At 73.3% G+C, this 19764-nt stretch carries 18 protein-coding genes; 9 read left to right on the forward strand and 9 right to left on the reverse strand.

Going from position 1 to position 19764, the window contains the following annotated elements; genetic code table 11:
• Positions 1-13 precede the first annotated feature (13 nt).
• On the forward strand, positions 14-979 hold the full coding sequence (locus ABZY20_RS24955; RefSeq protein WP_356443817.1) for a YihY/virulence factor BrkB family protein: 966 nt from the start codon (positions 14-16) through the stop codon (positions 977-979).
• A gap of 24 nt (positions 980-1003) precedes the next feature.
• Here the strand turns inward: ABZY20_RS24955 and ABZY20_RS24960 are convergent, their stop codons facing one another.
• On the reverse strand, positions 1004-1426 hold the full coding sequence (locus ABZY20_RS24960; protein ID WP_356443819.1) for a DUF6003 family protein: 423 nt from the start codon (positions 1424-1426) through the stop codon (positions 1004-1006).
• Positions 1427-1672: 246 nt separating this feature from the next.
• Between ABZY20_RS24960 and ABZY20_RS24965 the strand changes: the two genes are divergently transcribed.
• Positions 1673-2554, forward strand: a complete 882-nt coding sequence (locus tag ABZY20_RS24965) for a universal stress protein (RefSeq protein ID WP_356443821.1) — start codon at positions 1673-1675, stop codon at positions 2552-2554.
• 144 nt (positions 2555-2698) lie between these two features.
• Entirely contained in the window at positions 2699-2860 is a 162-nt protein-coding gene (locus tag ABZY20_RS24970) for a hypothetical protein (RefSeq protein WP_356443823.1), read from the forward strand.
• 31 nt (positions 2861-2891) lie between these two features.
• Here the strand turns inward: ABZY20_RS24970 and polX are convergent, their stop codons facing one another.
• On the reverse strand, positions 2892-4619 hold the full coding sequence (gene polX / locus ABZY20_RS24975) for a DNA polymerase/3'-5' exonuclease PolX (RefSeq protein ID WP_356443825.1): 1728 nt from the start codon (positions 4617-4619) through the stop codon (positions 2892-2894).
• Between the two features lie 151 nt (positions 4620-4770).
• Here polX and ABZY20_RS24980 point away from each other — a divergent pair, with 151 nt between their 5' ends.
• Both ABZY20_RS24980 and ABZY20_RS24985 read left to right on the forward strand, forming a co-directional pair.
• The gene (locus ABZY20_RS24980; protein WP_356443826.1) at positions 4771-5910 is read left to right on the forward strand and encodes a site-2 protease family protein; all 1140 of its coding nucleotides are present in this window, start codon (positions 4771-4773) and stop codon (positions 5908-5910) included.
• A gap of 130 nt (positions 5911-6040) precedes the next feature.
• A complete protein-coding gene (locus ABZY20_RS24985) occupies positions 6041-7375 on the forward strand; it encodes a phosphoribosyltransferase family protein (RefSeq protein WP_356443828.1) in 1335 nt (444 codons plus the stop codon).
• Positions 7376-7393: 18 nt separating this feature from the next.
• On the opposite strand, the gene ABZY20_RS24990 is transcribed toward ABZY20_RS24985, so the two are convergent.
• The 6 genes from ABZY20_RS24990 to ABZY20_RS25015 form a co-directional block, all read right to left on the reverse strand.
• Positions 7394-9166 carry an ABC transporter ATP-binding protein gene (locus ABZY20_RS24990; RefSeq protein ID WP_356443877.1) on the reverse strand — a complete coding sequence of 591 codons (1773 nt, stop codon included), beginning with the start codon at positions 9164-9166 and terminating at the stop codon, positions 7394-7396.
• Between the two features lie 77 nt (positions 9167-9243).
• Positions 9244-9681, reverse strand: a complete 438-nt coding sequence (locus tag ABZY20_RS24995) for a lasso peptide biosynthesis B2 protein (RefSeq protein ID WP_356443829.1) — start codon at positions 9679-9681, stop codon at positions 9244-9246.
• Positions 9678-9932, reverse strand: coding sequence for a lasso peptide biosynthesis PqqD family chaperone (locus tag ABZY20_RS25000; protein ID WP_356443831.1), 255 nt, complete (start codon positions 9930-9932; stop codon positions 9678-9680). Before ABZY20_RS25000 ends, ABZY20_RS24995 begins: the two co-directional genes overlap by 4 nt.
• Before the next feature lie 18 nt (positions 9933-9950).
• Entirely contained in the window at positions 9951-11801 is a 1851-nt protein-coding gene (locus ABZY20_RS25005; RefSeq protein WP_356443833.1) for a lasso peptide isopeptide bond-forming cyclase, read from the reverse strand.
• 25 nt (positions 11802-11826) lie between these two features.
• Positions 11827-11937, reverse strand: coding sequence for a keywimysin-related RiPP (locus ABZY20_RS25010; protein WP_356443835.1), 111 nt, complete (start codon positions 11935-11937; stop codon positions 11827-11829).
• Between the two features lie 495 nt (positions 11938-12432).
• The gene (locus ABZY20_RS25015) at positions 12433-13902 is read right to left on the reverse strand and encodes a non-reducing end alpha-L-arabinofuranosidase family hydrolase (protein ID WP_356443836.1); all 1470 of its coding nucleotides are present in this window, start codon (positions 13900-13902) and stop codon (positions 12433-12435) included.
• 433 nt (positions 13903-14335) lie between these two features.
• Here ABZY20_RS25015 and ABZY20_RS25020 point away from each other — a divergent pair, with 433 nt between their 5' ends.
• Complete coding sequence (locus ABZY20_RS25020) at positions 14336-15766, forward strand: endo-1,4-beta-xylanase (RefSeq protein ID WP_356443838.1); 1431 nt, start codon at positions 14336-14338, stop codon at positions 15764-15766.
• Positions 15767-15941: 175 nt separating this feature from the next.
• Here ABZY20_RS25020 and ABZY20_RS25025 read toward each other — a convergent pair whose 3' ends face one another.
• Positions 15942-16961: a LysR family transcriptional regulator gene (locus ABZY20_RS25025; RefSeq protein ID WP_356443839.1), complete on the reverse strand. Its 1020-nt coding sequence runs from the start codon at positions 16959-16961 to the stop codon at positions 15942-15944.
• Positions 16962-17119: 158 nt separating this feature from the next.
• Between ABZY20_RS25025 and ABZY20_RS25030 the strand changes: the two genes are divergently transcribed.
• From ABZY20_RS25030 to ABZY20_RS25040, 3 genes are all read left to right on the forward strand, one after another.
• Complete coding sequence (locus ABZY20_RS25030; protein ID WP_356443841.1) at positions 17120-17533, forward strand: peptidase inhibitor family I36 protein; 414 nt, start codon at positions 17120-17122, stop codon at positions 17531-17533.
• Positions 17534-18097: 564 nt separating this feature from the next.
• Entirely contained in the window at positions 18098-18721 is a 624-nt protein-coding gene (locus tag ABZY20_RS25035) for a sigma-70 family RNA polymerase sigma factor (protein WP_356443842.1), read from the forward strand.
• Positions 18718-19695, forward strand: coding sequence for a CU044_5270 family protein (locus ABZY20_RS25040; RefSeq protein WP_356443844.1), 978 nt, complete (start codon positions 18718-18720; stop codon positions 19693-19695). Before ABZY20_RS25035 ends, ABZY20_RS25040 begins: the two co-directional genes overlap by 4 nt.
• Positions 19696-19764: the final 69 nt, after the last annotated feature.

Here is a 19764-nt window from a genome sequence, read left to right on the forward strand (position 1 = left end):
GAGCGCAGCCGCCATGGGCACTGCCGTCCACGTCCCGCAGACCCGGGACATGATCGGGGAGGAGCTCTCCGGTGACGAGGCGTTCGCCGCCCTGCGCCACTACGGAGGGCTGCGGCTGCTGACCGACTCCTTCTCCCGGTTCCGCTACGCCGACGGCTTCACCAACGCGCGGGCCCTCGCCTTCCAGGTGGTGCTCGGGCTGGTGCCGTGCACCGTCGCGCTCGTCGGGCTGGCGACGTCGGTGCACACCGAGAGCGTGGGCCAGGTCATCGAGCTCACGCTCGGCCGGATCGTCCCGGGTGCCAGCGCGGACATCGTCGAGGAGGCCCTGGAGGGGACGCGGCGCACCGCGCACGGCGACGTCTGGAGCACCCTCGCCCTGTGGCTCGGACTCGGTTTCGCGCTGCTGAACCTGGCCTCCGCCATGGGGCAGATCGAGCGCGGCGCCAACCGCATCTACGGCATCGAGCGCGACCGCCCCTTCCCGCGCAAGTACGGCCGGGCGATCGTGCTCGCGCTGGCCGCGGGCCTGCCCCTGGTGCTGGGCTTCGTCGTCCTCGTCGCCGGGGAGGCCGTGGGGGACGCGGTGGCGGACACCGCCGGCTGGGAGGGCGCCGGCCAGCCGTGGTGGGACGGGCTTCGGATCCCCTTGGGACTCGCCCTGGCCTGGGTGGCCTCCGCCGTGATCTTCCGCTGGTCGCCCCGCCGCGTGCAGCCCGGCTACACCTGGCTGGCCTTCGGTTCGGCGGTGCACCTCCTGCTGTGGGTGGCGGCCACCTGGCTGCTCGCGCTGTACGTCGAGGAGAGCGGCTCCTTCGGCGCCTTCTACGGGCCGCTCACCGCCTTCGTCGCGCTGCTGCTGTGGGCGAACCTCACCGCCGTCGCGCTGTTCCTCGGCATCGCCTTCGCCGCCCAGCTGGAGGCGGCCCGGGCCGGCATCGAGTCGGCCGTCCGGCCCGACCCGGGACCGGGCGCGTGAGGCCGGACGGCGGCTGATGCCGCGTCAGCGCGCCGCGGCCGTCACCGTGGCGGGGTCCACACCCGTCAGTTCGACGATGCGGTGCGGCGGCACCCCGGCGGCCAGGGCGCGTCCGATCAGGCCGTCACGGCCGTCCGTGCTGTCGCGGTAGGCGAGCAGCTCCTCCTCCAGGCGGGCGAGCGGCTCCGGCACCATGTGGTGGCGCACCCGGCTCAGTTCCTCGTCGCTCAGCGGGACGGGCAGCCGTTCGGCGTCCTCGGGCACCGCCGCGGTCTCCTCCGGCGGCAGCAGGCGCAGGTGCGGCGAGGTCGGGGCGCTGCCCTGCGCGTCCAGCCACGCGAGGACCGCGGGAGTCTCCATGCACGCGAGCGCACCGACGGCGGCGGGGACCACGCCGAGCGGCGCGGACGGGTCGTCGACCAGGAACAGATACGCGTCGTCGGTCATCCTCGGCTCCTTCTCAACGGGGGTGAACGTCGTCCCTTTACCCCGCCGCGGCCGGATTACCGCGGGCTCACCCGGCCGAGTCACGGCGGCGGGAACCACGCGGGAACCAGGCGGGAAGCGGCCGCCGATCCGGCGGGAAACGCGGGCGGGGCCGGTCCCGGTTCCCCGGCGCGCGAGGTCGGTGACCGGGAGGTTCACTGGAAGAGCCGAGGAGGACCGCCGTGCGCCGGGAGGAGCTGGTGGGACATGGCCGAGGGGCCCGTGGTGGTGGGCACGGACGGCTCGTCCGGAGCGGCCCGTGCGGTGCTGTGGGCGGCGCAGGAGGCAGCACTCAGGCACCAGCCCCTGCACATCGTGTGCGCCGCCGACCTCGACCTGGCGGAGCGCCTGGGCGCCGACACCGCGCGGCGGGTCCGTGAGGCGGCCCGGTCCCTGCTGGCCGAGGCGGCGTCCGCCGCGTCCGCGCGGGCACCCGGCCTGGCGGTCTCCACGGAGGTGGGCCGGGAACCGGCGGCCGACGCCCTGCTGCGGGCCGCCGCGGCCACGGCCGCGCGGGCACCGGGCGTCACCACGGCCGAGCCCACGGTCGTCCTGGGCTCGCGCGGGCTGGGTGGGTTCGCCACGCTGCTGACGGGCTCGACCGGGCTGGCCGTGGCCGGGCAGGCCGGATGCCCCGTGGTCGTCGTCCGCGGGACGGAACTTCCCGCGAGCGGGGTCGTGGTGGGGGTCAGGGATGAGGAGGACCTCGGCGCGGTGCGCTTCGCCGCGGAGACCGCCAGGCGGCGCAAGGCGGCGCTGCGCCTGCTGAGCACATGGACCTACCTCCAGTACGTCGGGACCATGGCGCCCCTGGCCGACGTGGTGCGGGTCGCCGTGGAGGCGGAGGCGGCGGCGAGCACCCGCCTGCTCGGCTCCGTCCGCGAGGAGTTCCCGGACCTGGAGGTGACCGAGGAGGTGGTGCGGGTCCCCTCACCCGCCGGCGAACTGGTCGCCGCCTCGCTGCGCGCCGAACTCGTCGTGGTGGGCGCGCGCCGGACCGCGCACCACCTGGGCCGCGGGCTGGGCCGGGTCACCCACGCCGTGCTGCAGCACGCCCACTGCCCCGTGGCGGTCGTCCCCCGCGCCTGACCGGGGACGCTCAAGGGCGCCCAGCGAGGGAACCCCCGCCGGCCGCCGGGGATTGCGGCGCGCCCTCGCCGGGGTGACGCTGGGACCGTGACGCACTACGCACCAGCGGTGGTACATCCCCCCGGACCGGACGGCGGACGGCACGTGACGATCCACGGCCGCCCGGTGGGGACCGCCTACCACCTGCTCGACGTCCTGGAGTTCCTGCGCCGGGCCGGCCTGCCGGAGGCCCACGAGGGAATCGACGACTCCGACCTGGTCGAGTGGCGCGGCGGCGACTCCAGGATGTGGCGCGAGGACGCCTAGGCGCGACGCAGCCGCCGGCGCCCCGGACCGCTCAGTCCGCCCCGGGCTTGCGCAGGAACCGGCGCAGTCGCCCCAGCGGCCAGGTGTTGATCACGTCGTCAGGGGTGAGCCAGCCGCGCTGCGCCGTGCCGATGCCGTAGCGCAGGTAGGCGAGCTGGGGGATCGAGTGCGCGTCGGTGTCGACGGCGAACTTCGCCCCGTGGCCCTTGGCGCGGAGGATGTCCTCGTCGCCCAGGTCGAGGCGGTCGGGCTGGGCGTTGACCTCCAGGGCCGTCCCCGTACGGGCGCAGGCGGCGAACACCTCGTCCAGGTCGGCGTCGATGCCGGGCCGCTTGCCGAGCAGCCGGGTGGTGGGATGGCCGATGACGTTGACGTGGGGGTTCTCGCAGGCGCGGACGAGCCGCCGGGTCATCGCCTCCCGGGACAGGTTGAAGTGGGAGTGCACGGACGCCACGCACAGGTCGAAGCCCCGCAGGAAGTCCCCGGGCCAGTCCACGTCCCCCTCGGGGCCGATGTTGAGCTCGGTGCCGTGCAGCAGCCGCATCCCGCGGTGCCTGCCGTCCAGTGAGCGCACCTGCTCGCGCTGGGCGAGGACCTTCTCGTCGGTCATGCGCTGCATGTACAGGTTCGGCGCGTGGTCGGTGACCGCGTAGTACGCGTAGCCCCGCTCCGCGGCCGCAGCCACCATCTCCGCCAGCGGTGTCAGCCCGTCGGTGAGGTCGGTGTGCGTGTGCAGGTCACCGCGGACGTCCCGCTCGGTCACCACCCGGGGCAGCTCGCCGCGCAGGCCCGCTTCGATCTCCCCCCGGTCCTCGCGCAGCGTGGGCGGGATCCACGGCAGGCCCAGCCGGGCGTACACCTCCTCCTCGGACCGGGAGGCGACCCGTTTGCCGCCCTCCGTCTCGAACAGGCCGTACTCGGACAGCTTCAGGCCCAGGTGGACGGCGATCGTGCGGGTGCGGATGTTGTGCGCCTTGGAGCCGGTGAAGTACTGCATCCCGCCGCCCCACGCGTCCGGCGGCACCACCCGCAGATCGACCTGGACGCCCGTGACCGTACGGATCGAGGTCTTCTTCCGGCCGTGGGCGACGACCTCGGCAGTGGCGGGCAGTTCGGTCAGGGCGTCCATGAAGGGCGCGGGACGGGCGGCCGCGACCAGCACGTCGATGTCGCCGACGGTCTCCCTCAGCCGCCGCAGCGAACCGGCGTACGCGCACCTCTCGCAGCCGGTGATCCCGGACAGCCCGGCGACGATGTCCTCGGCGGTCTCCGTCGCGGTGCTCAGCAGGATCCGCCCGCCGGCCCGCCGCATCAGGGCGATGCCGTGCAGGATGTTCTCCTCCGTCTTCTCCCCGAAGCCCTTCAGATCGCGCAGCTTCTCCGCCTTGATGGCGTCGGCCAGCTCGTCCACCGAGGAGATGTGCAGCTCCTCGTAGAGGGCCAGCGCCTTCCTGGGGCCGAGGGTGGGGATCGTGATGAGCTGTCTGACCCCGGCGGGGATCCGGGCCCGCCGCTCCTCGACCGCCGTGACACGGCCGGTGCGCAGGTACTCGACGACCTTGTCGGCGATCGACCGGCCCACGCCCGGGATCTCCTTCAGGCCCGCGGCGTCCAGATGGGAGACGTCGGCGGGGAAGCCGCCGATCGCACGGGCGGCCTTCTCGTAGGCGCGCGCCTTGAACGCCTCGCCTCCGGTGATGGCGATGAGGTCCGCGTACTCCTGCAGGAGCGCCTCGACCTCCTCGTTGGGCCGGACCACCTCTCAAGTCTAGGAACCGGGCGGAGCGGCCTGCCAGCCCGGCGCCCCGCCGGCGCGCGGGCCCGTCGCCGCGAGGGTGTACTGGGAGGTACGGGGGATCGGCAGGGACCGCACGATCGGCTCGGCGGGGCCCGAGGGAGCGGAGAACGCTGTGCGGGCGACGTTCGTCCTGGGACGCATCGCCGGTATCCGGATCGGCGTGCACTGGAGCGTGCTGTTCATCTTCGGCCTCATCGCGTTCGGCCTCTCCGAGGGGCGGCTGCCGGAGACGTACCCGGGGCATGCCTGGGCGGTGTACTGGAGCGCCGGTCTGTGCACCGCCGTGGTCTTCTTCGCGTCCCTCCTCGCGCACGAGGTGGCGCACGGCGTCGTGGCCCGGCGCAACGGCGTCGAGGTGGACGACATCGTGCTGTGGCTGCTGGGCGGGGCGGCCCGGCTCAAGTCCGAGGCGGCCGGCCCCGGCGCGGAGCTGCGGATCGCCGGTGTCGGCCCGCTCGTCAGCCTGCTGCTGGGCGGGCTGTTCGCCCTCGCCGCCTGGCTGCTCGACCTGGCCTCCGCCCCCGGGATCGTGGTGGAGATGGTGGCCTGGCTCGCGGGCATCAACGTGCTGCTCGCCGTCTTCAACGTGCTGCCCGCGGCCCCGCTCGACGGCGGCAGGCTGCTGCGCGCGTACCTGTGGTGGCGCACCGGGGACCGGCTGCGGGCCACCGTCGGCGCCACCGCGGCCGGCCGGGTCTTCGGGTGGGTGCTGGTGGCCCTCGGCCTGGTGCTGTTCATGCGCAGCGGCGCGTTCGGCGGTCTGTGGCTGGCCCTGATCGGCTGGTTCCTCATCACGGCCGCCACCGCCGAGGGACGGCAGGCCCAGCTGCGCGGCGCGCTCGCCGGGGTGCCCGTACGGGACGCCATGACACCGCAGCCCCTCACGGTCCCCGCGGACGCCACGGTCGCGGACCTCCTCTCCGACGTCCGCTACCGCTACCGCCACTCGGCGTTCCCGGTGACCGAGGACGGCACCCCGCTCGGGCTGGTGACGCTCGACAGCGCCCGCAAGGTGCCGGGGGCCGACGCCGGTTCCGTGACGGTGCGCGACGTCATGGTGCCGCTGCCGCAGACCACCGTGGCCGAGCCGGACAGCCCGCTGGCGGATCTGCTGCCGCGCATGGAACCGGGCGCCGAGCACCGGGTCCTGGTCGTGGAGCAGGGCAGGCTCGTCGGGATCCTGTCGCTGTCGGACGTCAGCCGCACGGTGACCTGGCTGATGAACGCCGAGGGACGGCGCGGACGTCCCTGACCCCCGCCCGGGCGGCGCCGCGCGGTGCGCGGGCCGCACGGCGCTGCGTACCCGCGCGGCCGGGGCGAGGATGGAGGTACGGCGCCGCGGGTGCGGCCCGCCGTGTTCCTCCGGACGAGGAGGTCGGATCGTGTTGTTCAAGGATCGTCGTGACGCCGGCCGACAGCTGGCCGCCCGGCTGGAGCATCTCGGGCAGGCCGACGTGGTGGTGCTGGGACTGCCCCGGGGCGGGGTCCCGGTCGCGGCGGAGGTGGCCGAGGCGCTCGGCGCGCCGCTGGACGTCTGCCTGGTACGGAAACTGGGCGTGCCCTACCAGCCGGAGCTGGGGATGGGCGCGATCGGCGAGGGCGGCGTGCGCGTGATCAACGACGAGGTCGTGCGCACGGCGCGGGTCACCCCGCAGGAGCTGGCCGAGGTCGAGGCCCGCGAACGGGAGGTGCTGGAGCGCCGCGGCCGGCACTACCGCAGCGGACGGGCGCCGGTCGTACTGGAGGGCCGCACGGTGCTGGTGGTCGACGACGGCGTGGCCACCGGGTCCACGGCACGCGCCGCCTGCCGGATCGCCCGTGCCCGCGGGGCCTCACGGATCGTGCTGGCGGTCCCCGTGGCGCCGGCGGACTGGACGGCGCGGCTGGGCCAGGACGCCGACGAACTCGTCTGCGTCGGCACCCCCTGGGAGTTCTACGCGATCGGGCAGTTCTACGCCGACTTCTCCCAGACCGGTGACGACGAGGTCGTCGCCTGCCTGGACGAGGCGCAGGCCGGCCAGGCAGCCAGCCCCCGCGGCGAGTCCGGACCCGGCGCGCCCGAGGACCGGGAGGTGGAGGTGCGGGCCGGAGCGGTGGTGCTGCGCGGGCAGCTGACCGTGCCCGACGGCGCGGTGGGCGTGGTGCTGTTCGCCCACGGCAGCGGCAGCAGCCGGCACAGCCCGCGCAACCGGTTCGTCGCGGCCGGGCTGAACCGGGCCGGCCTCGGCACCCTGCTGTTCGACCTGCTCACCGAGGAGGAGGAGACCGACCGGGCCAACGTGTTCGACACGGCGCTGCTGGCTCGGCGGCTCGCGGACACCACCCGGTGGCTGCGCGGGCAGCCCGAGGGCCAGGGCACAGCGCTCGGGTACTTCGGTGCGAGCACCGGCGCGGCCGCCGCGCTGTGGGCGGCCGCCGAGCCGGACACGCGGATCGCCGCGGTCGTCTCCCGGGGCGGCAGGCCCGACCTGGCCGGACCGCGGCTGCCGGCGGTGACGGCGCCCACGCTGCTGATCGTCGGCGGGCACGATCACCTGGTGCTCGACCTCAACCGCGAGGCACAGGCCCGGCTGCGCTGTGAGAACCGGCTCGTGGAAGTCCCGCACGCCACCCACCTCTTCGAGGAACCCGGGACCCTGGAGAAGGTCACCGAGCTGGCCCGCGACTGGTTCACCGACCACATGGTGCCGGTCTCCCACGCCGTCACCCGGCACTGACGGCCGGGGCGGCACGTCTCAGGCGTTGGTCCACCCGAAGTCGCTCCGCGGCTCCCCACCGGGCCGGAGCATCTGGCCGGCGGCCAGTTCGCGGTAGAGCGCGCTGCGGGAGAGCAACTCGTCGTGCCGTCCGTGGGCGGTGGTGCGGCCATTCTGCAGCACCACGATGTCGTCCGCGTGCTGCACGGTGGACAGCCGGTGGGCGATCACCAGCAGGGCGCACTCCTGGGCGATGTCCTTCATGACGGTGGTGAGCGCCGATTCGTTGATCGCGTCGAGATGGGAGGTCGGCTCGTCCAGCAGCAGCAGCGAGGGGCGGGCCAGCAACGCCCGGGCGAGGGCCACGCGCTGGCGCTCGCCGCCGGAGAGGGTGCCGCCGTGCTCGCCGATGACGGCGTTCAGGCCGCCGGGCAGCCGGTCGACGACCTCCTCCAGCCTGGCCCGCTCGACGACGCGGCGGATGTCCGCCTCCGAGGCGCCGGGGACCGCGTAGGCGATGTTGTCGCGCAGGGTGCCGTGGATGACGTGCGTGTTCTGGTCGACGATGGCGATGCCCCGGCGGCACTCCTCGCGGGTGAGACCGGCGGCGGGCCGCCCGTCGAGCAACACCGCGCCCGCGTCCGGCTCGTAGAACCGCGCCACGAGGGCGAACACCGTGCTCTTGCCGGCTCCGGAGGGGCCCACCAGCGCCACGAACCGCCGGTGCGGGACGGTGAAGGTGACCCCGCGCAGCACCGGCCGCCGCGGGTCGTAGGAGAAGTGGACGTCGCGCAGGGCGAGGGCGGGCGGCTCGCCGGTGCCCGGCCGTCCGGCCGGTCTCCCCGGCCAGGCGCGGCCGGACGGGGGCCGGGGCGCGGTGACGGGCTCGACCGTCAGGCGCAGCGCCTCGTCGATGCGCCGGTAGGCGCCCATCCCGCGCTGGATCAGCCCCACGGCGCGGAAGACGGAGGACAGCGGCAGAACGAGGTACGAGGCGTACAGCAGGAAGGCCACGAGGTCGCCGAGGGAGCCGGCGTCCCCGCTGACCCGCAGGCCGCCGACGACGAGGACGATGAGGAACGAGCCCTGGACGGCGAGTTCGACGGCGGAACTCATGAACGAGGCGAGCCTGGCGGTGCGCACCCCCGCGCCGTAGGCGGCGTCGACGCGGGCGCCGATGCCGGCCGCCTCGCGTTCCTCGGCGCGGTGCACCCGGACCATCGGCAGGGACGTCAGCGCGCGTTCCAGGTCGGCGGCGATGGCACCGACCGAGTTCTGCATGTGCTCGGACGCGCATCTGATGTCCGTGAGCAGTGAGGCGACGACCACGGCCGCCGTGGCCACGGTGCCGGCGACCAGGAGCAGCAGCAGGGGGTCGAGCCAGGCCATGAGGGCGATGGCGCCCGCGGCGACCAGGCTTCCCGTCACCAGGTCCACCAGGGCCTGCGACACCACCTCCCGGACCACGGTGGTGTCGGCCGTCACCCGGGAGATGAGGTCGCCGCCCCGGTGCCGGTCGTACTCCCTCATCTCCAGCCGCAGCAGCCGGCCCACCAGGCCGTGACGCAGCTGCCGTACGACCCCTTCGCCCATCCGCTCCAGCAGGAAGCGCCCGGTGGCCGCCGTCGCCGCCTCGACGAGGAACAGCGCGCCGAGGACCACCAGCAGCGGCCAGACGACCTGGCCCCGGCCGGTCGCGTCCACGACGTGCTTCGCCACGAGCGGCTGGGCCAGGCCCAGCGCGGAGGCCAGCAGGGTCAGGACGGTGGCGACGGCGATGGCGCCCCGGTGCCCGGCGGTGAGCCGGTACATCGTGGCCACCGCCGCCCGGACCGACGTGCCGCCACCGGCGCCACCGCTCCGGCCGTCCAGGGGCACGGTCGCGCCGGTCACCGGTCCGTGGACCGTGACAGCGGGCCGACGGTCACCAGCCGGGCGAAGTAGCCCTCGGGCGCGTCCTCCCCGACCAGACGGCCTTCGGCCTCGATCCAGGCGTGCGCGGTGAAGGGCGGGACGACGCGCACCCCGGTGCACCAGGTCGGCCACGTGCCGCCGAGCCGGCACAGCAGGGCCGCGCCCAGGGAACGCGGCAGGCAGCCCTTCGGGCCGGCGCAGCGCAGACTCGCGGCGCACATCGCGTCGCGCGCCCGCTGGGCCTGCACCGCGGTGGCGGGCGCGGCGCCCCGCCGCAGCACGCCGAGCACGGCGCGGATGCGGCGGGGCGGCAGCAGCGCGAGGGCGACGGCGGGGAGCAGGACGAGGAGGGCGGCCAGCCGCCGCGGCAGGGGCACGCCGCCGGGCCGCTCCAGCGCGCTCGGGGTCGTCATGAGACGAGCCCCGCGCCGCGCAGCTCCCGCACCAGCGTCTCGACGTCGCGCTGGGCCTGTCCCTGGTCGATGTCGAACTCCCGGACCAGGGCGGCGGCCGCGTCGGCCTCCTCGCCCCCGTCCAGCAGCGTCCGCACCACCAAGGTGGCCGTCGGGTTCAACTCCCAGTAGGCACCGGCCTGTTCGTCGAGCAGGACCGTGCCGTAGCCGGTCTCGGCCGTGGAGACGTCGGCGCCGAACCGCAGGGGCATGTGTGGGCCTTTCTGTACTCAGGGCTGTGGGACACGGGTACGGCCGCGGGCCAGCCCGCGCAGCCACACCTCGGCGGCGATCGTGGAGTAGAGGACGGCCTCGCTCAGTCCCCGGGAGGCGGGACGCCGGGCGAGGTGGCGGAGCTTGGCGCCGTCCACCAGGCCCAGCTCCGCCAGCCGGGAGCCGTCCCACAGGGCCAGCAGCTCGCCGCGGTGCTCGCGCAGCCCGTTGGCGGCGTCCATGGCGGCCGTGGCCTTGTTGCTCCGGCGCAGGCACTCCTCGGGCACGATGCCGCGCATCGCCGCGCTCAGGACGGGTTTGTAGCGCCAGGGGGAGACGCGTTCGGCGGGGCGCACGGCGAGGCACGCCTCGATGACACGGTCGTCGAAGAAGGGGGAGGCCATCGGCAGGCCGGCGCGGGCCGCCATCCGGTCCCACTGGCGGATGACGCGGGTGCAGGAGCGGATCTGTTCCAGGTCCGAGTGCAGTCCGCGGTCCGGATGGAGCGGCGAGACCGTCGCCGCGGCGTCGAGCAGGGCCCGGCGGGCCATCCGTTCGGCCTCCGGGGTCATCCAGTCGAACAGGCGCGGGGCCATGCCCCAGCCGAGCTCCGACGCGACGGACGAGGGCGCGGGCGCGCGCAGGTGCCGGGCGGAGTCGGCGAGCCACCTCCCGTAGGGCCGCGAGTCGGCGAGGGTGCGGACCGTGCCGCCGAGCGGCCACTGCCACAGCGCCCGGAACCCGCGCAACTGGCGCAGGGCGAGCAACGGCTGCCTGCGCAGCATCCGGTGGTAGTACGCCTCGGAGCACCACGCGACGTGGTCGCCGCCGATGCCGGTCAGATGCAGCCGGCTGCCGCGGGCGGCGAGGCCGGGCAGATGGTGCAGGACCCGGGAGCGGTCCATCACGCCGATGGTGGGTTCGTCGAGGAGGTCGTCGATGCCGAGCAGGTCCTCGTAGACCAGCGGCGAGGCGTCGGCGTCCCAGACGACGTGCTCGACGTCCGGGAGGTGCCCGATCGCCCGCTCCGCCCAGTGCAGGTCGGTGTCGGCAGGGTCGCGCCCCGGCCAGGTGCCGGCCACGACGCGGGCGGGGGAGCGGTCGGCCAGGAAGCAGACGGAGGTCGAGTCCAGTCCGCCCGACAGGTCGCAGCTCACCACACCGCCCTGACGGGTTCGTGCGCCGACGGCTTCCTCCAGAGCCGTCCGGATGAGGGGTGCGGCCCGGGCGAGCGGGCGGACCGGCTCCGGCGGTGTCCACCACCGGGTGTGCCGTGCGGTGCGCCCGTCGGCGCCGATGACCACGGCGTCCTGCGGGGGGACGGCGGTCACGTCGCGCCACATCGACGTCTCGAAAAGCGGGTACGGGGCCGGCCAGAGCAGCCTGACGGCCAGCTCCCGCACGTCGGGCTCGAGGCCCAGGGCGGTGGCGAGCGTGTCGGCCCGGGTGGCGGCCACGCGCACGCCGTCGATCTCCGTGTGGAAGACGAGCCGCAGTCCGGAGGCGGTGCCCTGCACCCTGACCCGTCCGTCGAGGGCGCCCACGAGGTGGAAGCTGCCGGGCAGGGAGCGGGCGAGTGCGTCCAGCTCCGCGAGGTCGCGCAGTCGTGCGGCCCTGCGCCGCAGTTCGTCGGGGTCGATGGGGCAGCAGCCGACCACGGCGAGACAGGCGCCGTCGGTGTGGACGGCGAGGAGCTCGTCGTCGTGCCAGTGGCCGACCAGCCAGGGCCGGCCCGACGCGTGCGCAAGGGTCCGGCTTCCGGGGCGGGCGAAGGAGCGGGCCACGGCGGCCGCGTCCGCACGGTCCGTGAAGACCGTGAAGTGCGCGTCGCCGGGGCCCGTCCCCGCACTTTCGTGCAGTTCACTCATCGTGTCGGATGACAGCCGTCGTGCGTCAGTTCTTGCTGAGGATCAGCCGGTCGTTGCCCGCGTTTCCGAGCAGGCCGGTCACCTTGCGGAAGGTGCCGAGCCGGACGAGCGTCGGCGCTTCGTATGCCTTCTTCATGACCACTCCTCACAAGTGGGTTCCGGGCCGATTCCCATGACCATGGTCCAGGCGTTCCGGAGCCCGGACCGGGAATCGGCCGCCGCACATAGCTAGGTGCGGAACGTGAGGCCGTGGCAAGAGCGTGAGGGAAGGTCGGATCATGTGCAGAATCCCGGTCGCCCGGGGTGTGCGCCCCCTTCGCACCGGGCGCCACCCGCGCCGCGCGGAGTCGTGAAATGGGGCCCTTCCACGCAGGCATGAGCGGGCTTCCGGTGTTCCGGCGTGCTGTCCGGCAGGTGCTTCCGGTGGTTGCCGGAGGCACCTGCCGCAGGCGGGGGCGGGGAGGCGCCAGGCGATTCTCCCGCTCACGCGCGTGCTCCCTTTGCTGCCGATCCGACGTGTCCCGCTGTCGGGTTTCCGCCCGCAGGACGTTGTCGCCGGACCCGGGCGGGCCCGGCCTCATGCCGAGCCCGCCGTACCGGCTCCGTACGGAACCGGACCTGTGCCGTGCCGTCAGCGCCGCAGTGTCAGCAGACCCGGACGGTAGGGCAGGAGGCCGTAGTCACCGCCTGAGTTGGGGCTGCGCCCCTGGTAGAGCAGCTGCAGGTTGCAGGGGTCGACGGTCATGGTCTGATCAGCGCTGGTGCGGATCAGTTCGCCGTGGCTGATGTCGTTGGTCCAGGTGGCGCCGCTGTTGGCCTTGCCGGCGAAGGGATTGCCCTCCGTCGCGGCCTGGGGGGTCCATGTGCCGTTCAGGCTGGTGGCCGTGAACGAGCGGAAGTAGCGGCCCTGCGAACCGATCGCCTCGACGATCATGAGGTAGCGGTTCTGGCCCTGCAGCTTGTAGACCTGCGGGGCTTCGAACAGGTTGTTCGTGGTGTCGCTCATGACCACGGTCGAGGTCGAGCCGAAGCTCCCCGGGAAGTTCCCGATCGGCATGCTGGCCCGGTAGATCTTGCCGTTGTCACCGGCGAAGAACAGGTACATGTTCGTCCCGTCGCCGATGAGCGTCTGGTCGATGGGCCCGGTGCCCGAGTCGGAGATGCTTCCGGAGAACAGCACCTGCTCGGACGACCACCCGTTCGGGTTGGTGGGGTCGCTCGACGTGCGGTAGGAGAAGGCGGTCCGGCCCCACTGGTAGGCGAGCACCCAGATGTTCTTCGGCGCGAAGTAGAAGAGCGTGGGCGCGACGGTGGACGACGACATCGTGTTCTGGCCGGCCGAGGCCATCTCCGACCAGTTGGTGAACAGGCCGAAGTTCATGGAGCCCCAGCGCGTCCCCGTGTCGTGCGTCGTGGCGTAGACGAGTTGCCTGCCGTTGTACGGGGCGACGGTGAAGTCCTTGAGCGAGACCCACCCCGCCTTGGGCTGCGCCAGCGCGCCCGTCGACGTCCAGCGGTAGGCCGACGGAAGGTCGCACGGGCCGCCGGGGCCGTCCGCCCCGACCTTGACGAGCTGCCACTGCTGGTTGGTGCCGCCCCAGTCGTCGTACTGGACGATGTTCGCGTTGTCGGCGGTCGAGGCGCCCTGCACTTCCAGGGCCTTGTTGCTGTGGCGCGAGATGAGCCGCACGTGGCCGTCCGGGCTGTCGGCCAGCCGCCACTGCTGGTTGGCGGCGTTCAGGTCCGACCATTGGACGATCGAACCGCCGTTCGCGGTGGACCAGTTGTGGACGTCCAGCACCTTGCCCGAGTGGCGGGACTTGATCCGGTAGTAGCCGCCCCCGGAGTCGACGAACTGCCACTGCTGCTGGTTCTGGTCGTTCCTGGTCCACTGGGTGGTGCGGGCGCCGTCGTTGGTCGCCAGGTTGTAGACGTCCAGGGCTTTGCCGCTGTTGCGGTTGACCAGCACGTACCAGCCGTCGGGGTCGACGGTCGCCGCGCCGGCGGGCTGCGCACCGAGGAAGGTGGCCACGAGCAGCAGGGGCGCGAGAACGGCGAGTAATCGTCTGGGGCGGACCGGTGACGGGAGTCGAAGCCGCATCGGGGAGCCTCCTTGGGGGCGGAGTGGGGTGTCGCCTGTGAACCGCGGAGCGGCCGCGCGGGAGCAGCGGCCGTCTCGAAACATTCGAGGAATTCCCGGATTCTTTGACGCCACAAGCTAGGAATGCGGGGCCCTGCGGTCAAGGTCTGTCGCGGATCTGTCTGCAAACAACCTGGGAGCGCCCAGGGGGCAAGGGTTGCAGTTCGTCGAACGGGGTCGAAACTTTCGAAGCCAGGGTAGAAAGTTTCTCTGCGGGGAGTATTGACGATCCGCCGTCAATCCCTCAATCATCCCTCCCGAGAGCCGACCATAGTTCGACATTTCGAACCGCCCCGCGTTTCCGGCCCGTCCCGTCCGCCTGCCGAGCAGCAGCGGACGACGCTTTCCCCTGCGCTCCACGTCCTTCCGTGATCTCTACCTTGGAGGCACAGCCATGGGCTCGTACGCCCTTCCCAGATTCGCTGTCCGCCGCAAGATCCGCGCCCTGCTGCTGGCGCTGGTCGTCAGCACCCTCGGTGTGGTCACCGCACTGGTCGCGCCCCCGACCGCACACGCCGCCGAGAGCACGCTCGGCGCCGCGGCGGCGCAGAGCGGCCGCTACTTCGGCACCGCCATCGCCTCGGGCAGGCTGGGCGACGCGACGTACACGACGATCGCGAACCGTGAGTTCAACTCGGTGACGGCCGAGAACGAGATGAAGATCGACGCCACCGAACCGCAGCGGGGCCAGTTCAACTTCACCGCCGCCGACCGCGTCTACAACTGGGCGGTGCAGAACGGCAAGCAGGTGCGCGGCCACACCCTGGCCTGGCACTCCCAGCAGCCCGGCTGGATGCAGAGCCTCAGCGGCAGCACGCTGCGCCAGGCGATGATCGACCACATCAAGGGCGTGATGGCCCACTACAAGGGCAAGATCGCCCAGTGGGACGTCGTGAACGAGGCCTTCGCCGACGGCAGTTCGGGAGCCCGCCGCGACTCCAACCTGCAGCGCACCGGCAACGACTGGATCGAGGTCGCCTTCCGCACCGCGCGCGCCGCCGACCCGGCCGCCAAGCTCTGCTACAACGACTACAACGTCGAGAACTGGACCTGGGCCAAGACCCAGGCCATGTACGCCATGGTCCGGGACTTCAAGCAGCGCGGTGTGCCGATCGACTGCGTCGGTTTCCAGTCGCACTTCAACAGCGGCAGCCCCTACAACAGCAACTTCCGCACCACCCTGCAGAACTTCGCCGCCCTCGGCGTCGACGTGGCCATCACCGAACTCGACATCCAGGGCGCTTCGGCCACGACCTACGCCAGCGTGGTCAACGACTGCCTCGCCGTCCAGCGCTGCCTCGGCATCACCGTCTGGGGCGTGCGCGACACGGACTCCTGGCGACCGGAGCACACGCCGCTGCTGTTCAACGGCGACGGCAGCAAGAAGCCCGCTTACACCGCCGTCCTCAACGCCCTCAACGGCGGCTCCTCCACGCCCGCTCCGACCGGCGGACCGATCAAGGGCGTCGGCTCGGGCCGCTGCCTGGACGTGCCGGGCGCCAGCACCACCGACGGCACCCAGCTCCAGCTGTGGGACTGCCACAGCGGGACCAACCAGCAGTGGACGTACACCGCCGACGGTGAACTCAGGGTCTACGGCAACAAGTGCCTGGACGCCGGCGGCACCGGCCAGGGCACCAGGGTCCAGATCTACGGCTGCTGGGGCGGCGACAACCAGAAGTGGCGCCTCAACTCCGACGGTTCCGTCGTCGGCGTCCAGTCAGGGCTCTGCCTCGACACCGTCGGGGGCGGCACCGCCAACGGCACCCTGATCCAGCTCTCCTCCTGCTCCGGCGCCGGCAACCAGCGCTGGACCCGCGCCTGACGAGGAGAACGAGCCGGGCGGTGGGCGCCTGACCGGGGAGATCCGGCCAGGCGCCTTCTCGCAGGTGCCGAAGGGCTGTCCCGTGCCTGGTCGGGCCTGCGGCGGACCACCCGCCCGCATACCGGCCACCAGCCCTGCCGCGGTCCGGACCTCACGGCGGTGCGCCCTCGCAGGCTCAGACGGTCGTGGCCGAAGAGCGCGTGGGCGCGCCGGCCGAGGCAGGCACCTGTGCGCGGGCGACATCGTGCGCCACTCGGCGCAGGGCCGTGACCACGGGCAGGTCGCGGCGTGCGGGCGACCAGACCAGCGCCGTGGTGGACGGCGGAAGGTCGGCCACGTCCGCGTAGCTGACGCCGGGTCGCGGGTAGAGCCGGCGGAACGCCGCCGGGACGAAGGCGATGGCCTGGCCCCGGGCCACGGCGTGCAGCGTCGCCTCGATGTCGTCGACGACCGGTCCGAAGCGCACCGCCGTGCCGTCCGGGCGGGGGTTCACGGCCCAGTGGTCCCGCCACACACGCGGCACGCCCTCCGGGACGTCCACCACGGGATACCGGGCCAGCCGGGCGAGCCGGAGCGGGGACCGGCGCGACGGGCAGGCGAGCGGGTCGTCGGCGGACAGGCACACCACGCGCGGCTCTGTCGACAGCCCGAGGCTCTGGAGTCCGGCCGGCAACGGCGGCCACAGGAACGCCGCGTCCACCTCTCCGCGGCCGAGGGCGCGGAACTGCTCGCCGAGGCCGAGGCTGCGTACCGTGAGCGTGATGTCGGGGTGCCGGCCGCGCAGTTCCGTGAGGACGGCATGGGCGTACGGCATCGACGCCTCGGCGCCGATGAACCCGAGCACCAGGTGCCCGCCGACCCTGCGGCGGTGCGACGCCGCCGCCCGCTGCAACTGCGACATCGCGTCCAGAGCGGCCCGGCAGCGCGGCAGGAGGTCCTGGCCGGCCGGGGTCAAGGACACGGTACGGCTGTCCCGTTCGAGCAGGGCGACACCGAGGTGCTGCTCAAGTGTGCGAATCTGCCGGCTCAGTGCCGACTGTGTGATGTACAGCCGCGCGGCGGCCCGGCCGAAGTGCAGTTCGTCGGCGACCGTCAGGAACAGCCGCAGCAGGTGCGTGGTGGGGTCGCGGCGCGAGGCCGCCGGGACCTCGATGCGAGTGCCGACGGCGCCCGCGACGCGCTGACCGGCACTCATGCACAACACCTCATCGTTCCTGCCCTCCTTGGCACGGTCGTTCCGCTGCCGCGAGGCCGCAGGCGACTGCAGTATCGGGTCATCACGTCGACCGAACGCGCAGACCCGCGCCGTCCAGTCCGCGGGAGTGCGCGCTCATCCAACGGGGAGGAAGACCCATGAACAGCCGAGGCATCAAGAGGGCCCTGACGGCCGCCACCGTGACGGCGCTGACCACCGTCGGACTCGCCATGGCCGGCGCACCCGCCGGTGCCGCGTCCGCGAACAACGACAGCGCTTCCGTCGGCGGGGTACGAGGCGTCCCGGCCACCGGCGACCCGAGCGACTGCCCGAGCGGCAACCTGTGCCTGTACACCGGCAGGGACTACAGCGGAACGATGTACCCGCTCTACAAGTGCGGCTCCTACAGCCTCTACAACTGGAACGGCTTCGGCTCCGTCGCCAACAACCAGACCGGAGGGGCCGTCGGCACCCTCTACAACCAGAACTGGAGCGTGAACCTCTCCATCTCCCCGGGCACGGCCACCCCGTCGTGGGACTACGCCCCCATCTGGTACGCCCGCCCCTGCTGACCCCGCCCTGCACACGGACCGACAGCCTGCGGCGGCGGGCGGGGACGGCGGCACCCGCCCCCCTCCCCGCCCCCGTCCCCGTCTCCGCACCTGGTCCCAGCCCTGCCCTCGAGACGCGGCTCGGGTGGCGGGTGCCGCCGGCCGGTCGGCGGCGCCCGGCCTCACCGGCGCGGCGCGCATGCAGCTCATGAGGTGATCCCCCGTGCTTCCCGTCGCCCTCTCGCCCGCCTCAGAGTAGGCAGGCGTGCGCTGCGTACGGTCCTGACGGATGTCAGGAGCCCCGCGGTACCGGGGAGACATCACCGCACCAGATCCATGATCTTCGTGGTGACACGGGGACCTCCAGCGACCCGCTCCCCCCGGCCAACGTCGTGGCGGGCGTTGCAGGGTGGCGGAGGAGGAGGGGTGCGGTGGGAAGGGTGCCGGCTGCGCTGCGGGAGGCCGCGGAGACATCCCGCGCGGAGGCGGCAGCGCGAACCCGTTGGCCGCGGCTCGGCAAGTACAGGGTGTGACCACCCCACACCACCCTGACGACCACCGACCCCACCGACGGACGGACTGTCCATGACCGACCTGGCCGGCGGCGACGCCGAGCTCATCACGGCCTCACTCGAGGAACCCGAGAGATTCGCGGCGCTCTTCGACCGTCACGCCCCGGCGATCCACCGGTACGTCACCCGACGGCTCGGCCGGGACGCGGCCGACGACGTCACCGCCGAGACGTTCTTGACGGCCTTTCGGATACGGGCCCGGTTCGACCCGGCCCGCGCGGGTGTGCGGCCCTGGCTGTACGGGATCGCTGCCAAGCAGATCGGCCGGCACCGCCGGGAGGAGGTGCAGGCGCTGAAGCTGCTGGCCCGCACCGGCCACGACCCGGTCGCCGACAGCTGGACCGACGCCGCCGACGACCGTCTCGCCGCCGAGGCGGCCGCCCGCCGGCTGGCCGGGGCGCTGGCCCGCCTGTCCGCGGGCGACCGGCACGTCCTGCTGCTCTTCGCCTGGGCCGACCTCGGCTACCAGGAGATCGCCGAGGCCCTCGACATTCCCGTCGGCACCGTCCGCTCCCGCCTCAACCGCGCCCGCCGCAAGCTGCGCGGCGCGACCGGCGCGACCGGCGCGACTGGCGCGACCGGCGCGGCCGACGGCCCCCTCATCGAAGCGCGCATCCACGAAGGTGACCCCGCATGAACGAGTTCTCCGATCTCCGCGACCTGCGCGCCGACGCGCCCCTGCCCGACGCCGGGCGGCTCACCGCGCCGCGAGCCCGGCTCACGGCGGCGTTCCGGCAGCAGACCCGACCTGAGCGCGCCGCTCTTCCCGGGCGCCGGATGATCCTGGCCGGCGCCGCCACGGCGGGGGTCCTGGCCGTGACGGCCGGGATCGTCGTGACCCTGCCCGAGGACGGCACCCGCGCCGCCACGCCGAAGGGCCCGCGGGTGCTGTCGGCAGGCGCCTCCGCCGACGCCCTCGAACTGGCCGCCGCGACCGTCGCGAAGCACGGCGGCACCGAACCCGGCCCGAAGCAGTGGGTGTACGAGAAGAGCACCGTCTTCGGCCAGGGCAAGCCGCGGACCAGAGAGGAGTGGACCCGCTGGGACGGCACCGGCCACGCCAATCTGCCCGGCATCCCCCCGGCCGGTGACATCTCGGACTTCGACCCGGACGAGCTTCAGGTCTGGTACGGCCCCAACCAGGAGGAGAGGTGGAAGAGGGAGGGCTACGACGACCGCTCCCAGCGGCAGTTCTACCGCTTCCTCGCCACCCTGCCGGGCGACCCGGACCGCATGATGAAGCGCATCCGCGAGGAGCACGCCATCGATGACATCAAGGGGGAGACACGCGCACAGCGCGACTGGCGGGAGATCAGCGTCCTGTACCGGTCGGTGCTGATCCCGCCGAAGGTCCAGGCGGGCCTGTTCCGGGCGCTCGCGAAGATCCCCGGTGCCCGGGTGACGACCGGCGTGCGGGACCCGCTCGGCCGTGCGGCGATCAGTGTGAGCGTGACCTATGCCGAGAAGACGCCCGCCGGCTGGCAGGGCAAGCAGGAGTTCTTCTTCGATCCCGAGAGCTACGCCTACCTCGGGGAGACCCGGCAGGACGGGGTGATGGTCAGCGCCCGCGACGCCTGGGGCGTCGTCGACAAGCCCGGCGCCCGCCCCTGAGCACCCTACGCCGGTGCCCGCCGGGCATGATCACGACCGGACCGGACCGGACCGGACCGGACCGGAGCG

It is taken from the genome of Streptomyces sp. NPDC006624 (assembly GCF_040611555.1).
In the GTDB taxonomy this organism is placed as follows: domain Bacteria; phylum Actinomycetota; class Actinomycetes; order Streptomycetales; family Streptomycetaceae; genus Streptomyces.

Bases quoted from the DNA above. Each gene is read 5' to 3' on its own strand.
- ABZY20_RS24955 (WP_356443817.1), top strand. From the start codon at position 14: ATGGGCACTGCCGTCCACGTCCCGCAGACCCGGGACATGATCGGGGAG.
- ABZY20_RS24960 (WP_356443819.1), bottom strand. From the start codon at position 1,426: ATGACCGACGACGCGTATCTGTTCCTGGTCGACGACCCGTCCGCGCCG.
- ABZY20_RS24965 (WP_356443821.1), top strand. From the start codon at position 1,673: ATGGCCGAGGGGCCCGTGGTGGTGGGCACGGACGGCTCGTCCGGAGCG.
- ABZY20_RS24990 (WP_356443877.1), bottom strand. From the start codon at position 9,166: ATGTACCGGCTCACCGCCGGGCACCGGGGCGCCATCGCCGTCGCCACC.
- ABZY20_RS24995 (WP_356443829.1), bottom strand. From the start codon at position 9,681: ATGACGACCCCGAGCGCGCTGGAGCGGCCCGGCGGCGTGCCCCTGCCG.
- ABZY20_RS25000 (WP_356443831.1), bottom strand. From the start codon at position 9,932: ATGCCCCTGCGGTTCGGCGCCGACGTCTCCACGGCCGAGACCGGCTAC.
- ABZY20_RS25005 (WP_356443833.1), bottom strand. From the start codon at position 11,801: ATGAGTGAACTGCACGAAAGTGCGGGGACGGGCCCCGGCGACGCGCAC.
- ABZY20_RS25010 (WP_356443835.1), bottom strand. From the start codon at position 11,937: ATGAAGAAGGCATACGAAGCGCCGACGCTCGTCCGGCTCGGCACCTTC.
- ABZY20_RS25015 (WP_356443836.1), bottom strand. From the start codon at position 13,902: ATGCGGCTTCGACTCCCGTCACCGGTCCGCCCCAGACGATTACTCGCC.
- ABZY20_RS25020 (WP_356443838.1), top strand. From the start codon at position 14,336: ATGGGCTCGTACGCCCTTCCCAGATTCGCTGTCCGCCGCAAGATCCGC.
- ABZY20_RS25025 (WP_356443839.1), bottom strand. From the start codon at position 16,961: ATGAGTGCCGGTCAGCGCGTCGCGGGCGCCGTCGGCACTCGCATCGAG.
- ABZY20_RS25030 (WP_356443841.1), top strand. From the start codon at position 17,120: ATGAACAGCCGAGGCATCAAGAGGGCCCTGACGGCCGCCACCGTGACG.
- ABZY20_RS25035 (WP_356443842.1), top strand. From the start codon at position 18,098: ATGACCGACCTGGCCGGCGGCGACGCCGAGCTCATCACGGCCTCACTC.
- ABZY20_RS25040 (WP_356443844.1), top strand. From the start codon at position 18,718: ATGAACGAGTTCTCCGATCTCCGCGACCTGCGCGCCGACGCGCCCCTG.